Raw genomic sequence first — 3,986 nt, forward strand, 5'->3', positions numbered from 1 at the left:
TAAGGCTAAGTTTTTACTAAAAATAGCAAAAATATTCCTATTCATAGAAATTGAAAGATTTATTCAACAGTCTTAAATAGATATTTAGTCGATATTTTTTGTTATTTCATTTACAAGGTTAGCAGATTTATTTTCATCTCCAAGAGCACCATATCTGATTTTTATTTCTGTTGTTCGATTTTTAATACCTGTTAAGTCTATAGAAATATTAGTGCCAGCTTCAGAAGCATTAACTGTAGCGGACTTTCCAGTGTATGATTGATTTTTAAGTGAATAACGGTTGTTCATCTGAATAGCTTTTATTGTGGCATTATATACAGTTCTTAAATCTCTAGGAATTTCTATTATATAATTACCATTTATATAATAAACTGCTCCGCCCGCAACAACTGCTGTACCTATAAGTATGGTAGCTAAAACACAGCTATTAAGACAAGATATTATAAGAATAGATAGTATCAATAAACGAAATTTTTTGTACATGCTAAGAGTTTTGGTGTACGTTAGCCTGAATTTGATCCATTAAAGTAGATGACATTTGTTGATCTCCAAAAGTACCAAATTTAATAGTGACTTTTGAAGCTTTACTCGTAAGTTCTTCTATTGCTATAGAAAAACTAGTACTATCGATTTTTGTGGCTCCTTCAATGTCAGCATTATTATTTACTGAGTCAATGTCTTTAGAAACTAATACATAGTCATTATTACTATTAACAGCTTTAAGTGCTGCATTATAAACATCTTTGTAGTTTCCTTGGATATTCATAGAATAATTGCCATCAATATATGCAACTGTCCCACCACCAACAGCAACGGCCGCTAATATGCAGCTATTAAGAGTTACTGTGGAAGATAGGGCTAATAATATGAAAAAAAGCTTTTTATTAAGTATTTTCATTCTTTATTTTTCTCTATTTAGCATTTTTTTGAATTTGATCCATTAATGTTGCGGATGCTGTCTTATCTCCAAAAGTACCAAACTTAATACTAACTTTTGAAGCATTACTAGTAAGTTTTTCTATTTTTATAGTGAAGTCTGTAGAGTCAACTTTAGTATTACCTTCTATAGTAGCATCTGTTGGAGTAATAGCTTTCTTAGTTAAGACATAATCATTATTGCTTTGTACAGCTTCTAAAGCAGCATTATAAACATCTTGTAGACCACCATTCATATTCATAGAGTATTCACCTTGAATATAAGCGATAGTTCCAGCACCAGCTGCTGCACCAACTATAAGCCAACAACTGCTTAATGAAAGTGCCGATGATGCTAGTAATAGTGCCGTCAAAGTTTTTTTAATTTTCATAGTTTCTTCCTTTATAGTTTTTATTAATATTTGCCTAACTCATAATATACGTGGTTTTAAAATTAGTCAATTACTTAACAAATGTCGATAGCTTTTTATTTTAATAAGTTATAAACATAACTAGAGATATGAAGAGTTTTTAAAAAAAGCAATTTAGAGTTATTATATCGCATAAACATTTATCACTACTTATTAAATAAGAAATGCTCCATATATTTGATTTTTGTACAATGGTTGTTAACTTGTTATGCACTTTTTTGCTAGCAGGCCTTTATGTGATTGGTTGGCCGATCGGTTTATTAGGTCTTATTATGAGTGCTAGTTTATTTTCGATTAGTGGATTATATGCAGATGCAATTTTACAAGTGGTTCTGCTATTTAGTTTTGGATATGGTTGGTATAGTTGGCAGAATAATGCGCAAGGGAAGAATGAGCTTATAGTACATAGACTTAATATAATAGGGCGGATAAAAGTTCTTCTGTATATATCTTTATTAGGTCTGTTTGTATCTCAGTTACTTATAATATATACAAACTCGACAACTCCATATATAGATGGATTTACAAGTGTAGCTTCACTTGCGTGTGTTTTGCTAGCAAGTAAAAAGATAATAGATAATTGGGTGATTTGGATTTTTGTTGATTCTGCATATGTTTTTTTATATGTATATAAAGGCTTATTTTTTGCGGCGATTACTACTTTTGTTTATTTAGCTGTGGCAATCTATGGTTATAGACACTGGAGAAAGATAATATAGAAGTTATGTTATTAGATTCGCATGTTCATACAGATAAGTACTCATTAGATAATTTTAAAAAAGTCGCAATAGAATGTAGAGAGCATAATATTAAACTTTTATCAGTTGCGATGTGTATACCATCATATGAAAAGATAAAAGCATTAAGTCATGAATATGAGTTTGTTATCCCATCATTTGGGATTCATCCGTGGAAAGCAAAAGAATATTCTAATAATCTATCATCTTTAGATGAGTATTTGCTTGAGAGTGATTTAATAGGAGAAATAGGCTTAGATAAAAAGTTTTTAAAATATGCATCTCCATATAAAGATCAGCTAGAAGTATTTGAATATATTATTTCTCATCATAGTACAAAGAATAAATTTTTAAATCTGCATACAAGTGGAGCGGAAATAGAAGTAGTAAATTTTTTAGAAAAATATAACTGTAATAAGTTTATGGTTCATTGGTATGCGGGCGATTTAGATATTATAGATAATTACCTAGCTCTTGGAGGTTTTTTTTCTATAGGTGTTGAGATTTTATTTAGTAAACACATTCAATCTATAACTAAAAAACTTCCTTTAGATAGAATTCTTGTTGAGACGGATAATCCTTCAGCGTACTCTTGGCTTTTAGGTAAGGAGTTAAATAATGGTATGCCAACTTTACTATTTAGGGTTGTAGATAAAATTTGCGAAGTAAAGAGGATTGTTATTGAGGAGTTTCTAACTCAGCTAAAGAAAAACCAAACAAATATTCTAACAACTACTATAAATTAAGTTGAGTAGTTATTTCTTTTGATTAATAATTTAACTAACAGATAATTAAACAATGGGTGTGTTATGCCTTTATATCCAGATATTGAACCATACAATGAAGAATTTCTAAAAGTTTCAGAAATTCATACTATATATTTTGAAGAGTGTGGTAACCCTACAGGTAAGCCTGTTGTATTTATACATGGAGGGCCTGGAGGGGGAATTAGCCCTGGTGCTAGACAGTATTTTAATCCAGAGAAATATCGCATTGTTCTTGTAGATCAAAGAGGGTGTGGAAAAAGTACGCCATTTGCAGAGCTTAGAGAAAATACTACCTCAGACTTAATTAATGACTTTGAAACTATCCGAAAAAAATTAAAAATAGATAGATGGATGATTTTTGGTGGCTCTTGGGGGAGTACTTTAGGTCTAGCATACGCACAAGCTCATCCAGAAGTTGTCACAGAATTAGTACTTAGAGGAATATTCTTAGGTAGACGTAAAGAGATTGCATGGTTATACCAGCATGGAGCAAGTGAAGTATTTCCAGATATGTGGGAGCATTATATAGCTCCAATACCTCAGGAGTTAAGAGGTGACTTTTTGGTTGCATACCATAAATTATTAACTGGCGATAATGAGGAGCTTAAAAGAAAAGCAGCTAAAGCTTGGAGTATTTGGGAAGGTTCTACAAGTAAGCTTTATATTGATGATGAATCAATAGAGAGATTTGCGGGAGAAGATTTTAGTTTAGCATTTGCACGAATAGAAAATCATTTCTTTATAAACCAGTTGTTTTTAGAGGAAGCACAGCTTCTTAAGAATGCTCATAAGATAAGGAATATTCCGGGTGTTATTGTTCAAGGTCGTTATGATATGGTTTGTCCTACGGCTAGTGCTTGGGATTTACATAAGGCTTGGCCAGAAGCGAAATTAGAAATAATCCCTGATGCAGGACACTCAGCAACTGAACCAGGAATTATTGATGCTTTAGTAAAAGCAACGAATGATTTTGCAAATAATATATAATTTTCAATCTTATTTAAATTATTTTATTTTTCTTTCAAATAAATTATTAAACCGTGAAGTGAAGTTTTCTACGATAAGTATTTTTATTAAATTTAATATAAAAGTCGGTATTTTTTGGTGATTAAGTACTTGACAAGTGTGATTTTGCA

General features: G+C 31.0%; 6 protein-coding genes. 3 read left to right on the plus strand and 3 right to left on the minus strand.

The window, feature by feature from the left end:
• Nucleotides 1–84 precede the first annotated feature (84 nt).
• The 3 genes from R8535_RS10655 to R8535_RS10665 are packed head-to-tail and all read right to left on the minus strand — an operon-like array spanning nucleotide 85 to nucleotide 1,307.
• On the minus strand, nucleotides 85–483 hold the full coding sequence (locus R8535_RS10655; RefSeq protein WP_329499103.1) for a DUF3568 family protein: 399 nt from the start codon (nucleotides 481–483) through the stop codon (nucleotides 85–87).
• Nucleotide 484: 1 nt separating this feature from the next.
• Nucleotides 485–898, minus strand: a complete 414-nt coding sequence (locus R8535_RS10660; RefSeq protein ID WP_329499105.1) for a DUF3568 domain-containing protein — start codon at nucleotides 896–898, stop codon at nucleotides 485–487.
• A gap of 13 nt (nucleotides 899–911) precedes the next feature.
• On the minus strand, nucleotides 912–1,307 hold the full coding sequence (locus R8535_RS10665) for a DUF3568 family protein (RefSeq protein ID WP_329499106.1): 396 nt from the start codon (nucleotides 1,305–1,307) through the stop codon (nucleotides 912–914).
• A gap of 203 nt (nucleotides 1,308–1,510) precedes the next feature.
• On the opposite strand from R8535_RS10665, the gene pnuC reads away from it, so the two are divergent.
• The 3 genes from pnuC (at nucleotide 1,511) to pip (ending at nucleotide 3,837) form a co-directional block, all read left to right on the plus strand.
• Entirely contained in the window at nucleotides 1,511–2,065 is a 555-nt protein-coding gene (gene pnuC / locus R8535_RS10670) for a nicotinamide riboside transporter PnuC (protein ID WP_329499108.1), read from the plus strand.
• A gap of 5 nt (nucleotides 2,066–2,070) precedes the next feature.
• Entirely contained in the window at nucleotides 2,071–2,829 is a 759-nt protein-coding gene (locus R8535_RS10675; protein ID WP_329499110.1) for a TatD family hydrolase, read from the plus strand.
• A 63-nt stretch (nucleotides 2,830–2,892) separates the two neighbouring features.
• Nucleotides 2,893–3,837 (plus strand): prolyl aminopeptidase, encoded by a 945-nt coding sequence (gene pip / locus R8535_RS10680; protein ID WP_329499111.1) that lies wholly within the window; start codon nucleotides 2,893–2,895, stop codon nucleotides 3,835–3,837.
• Nucleotides 3,838–3,986 lie beyond the last annotated feature (149 nt).

The organism is Francisella sp. 19S2-4 (assembly GCF_036281795.1).
Taxonomy (GTDB): Bacteria; Pseudomonadota; Gammaproteobacteria; order Francisellales; family Francisellaceae; genus Francisella.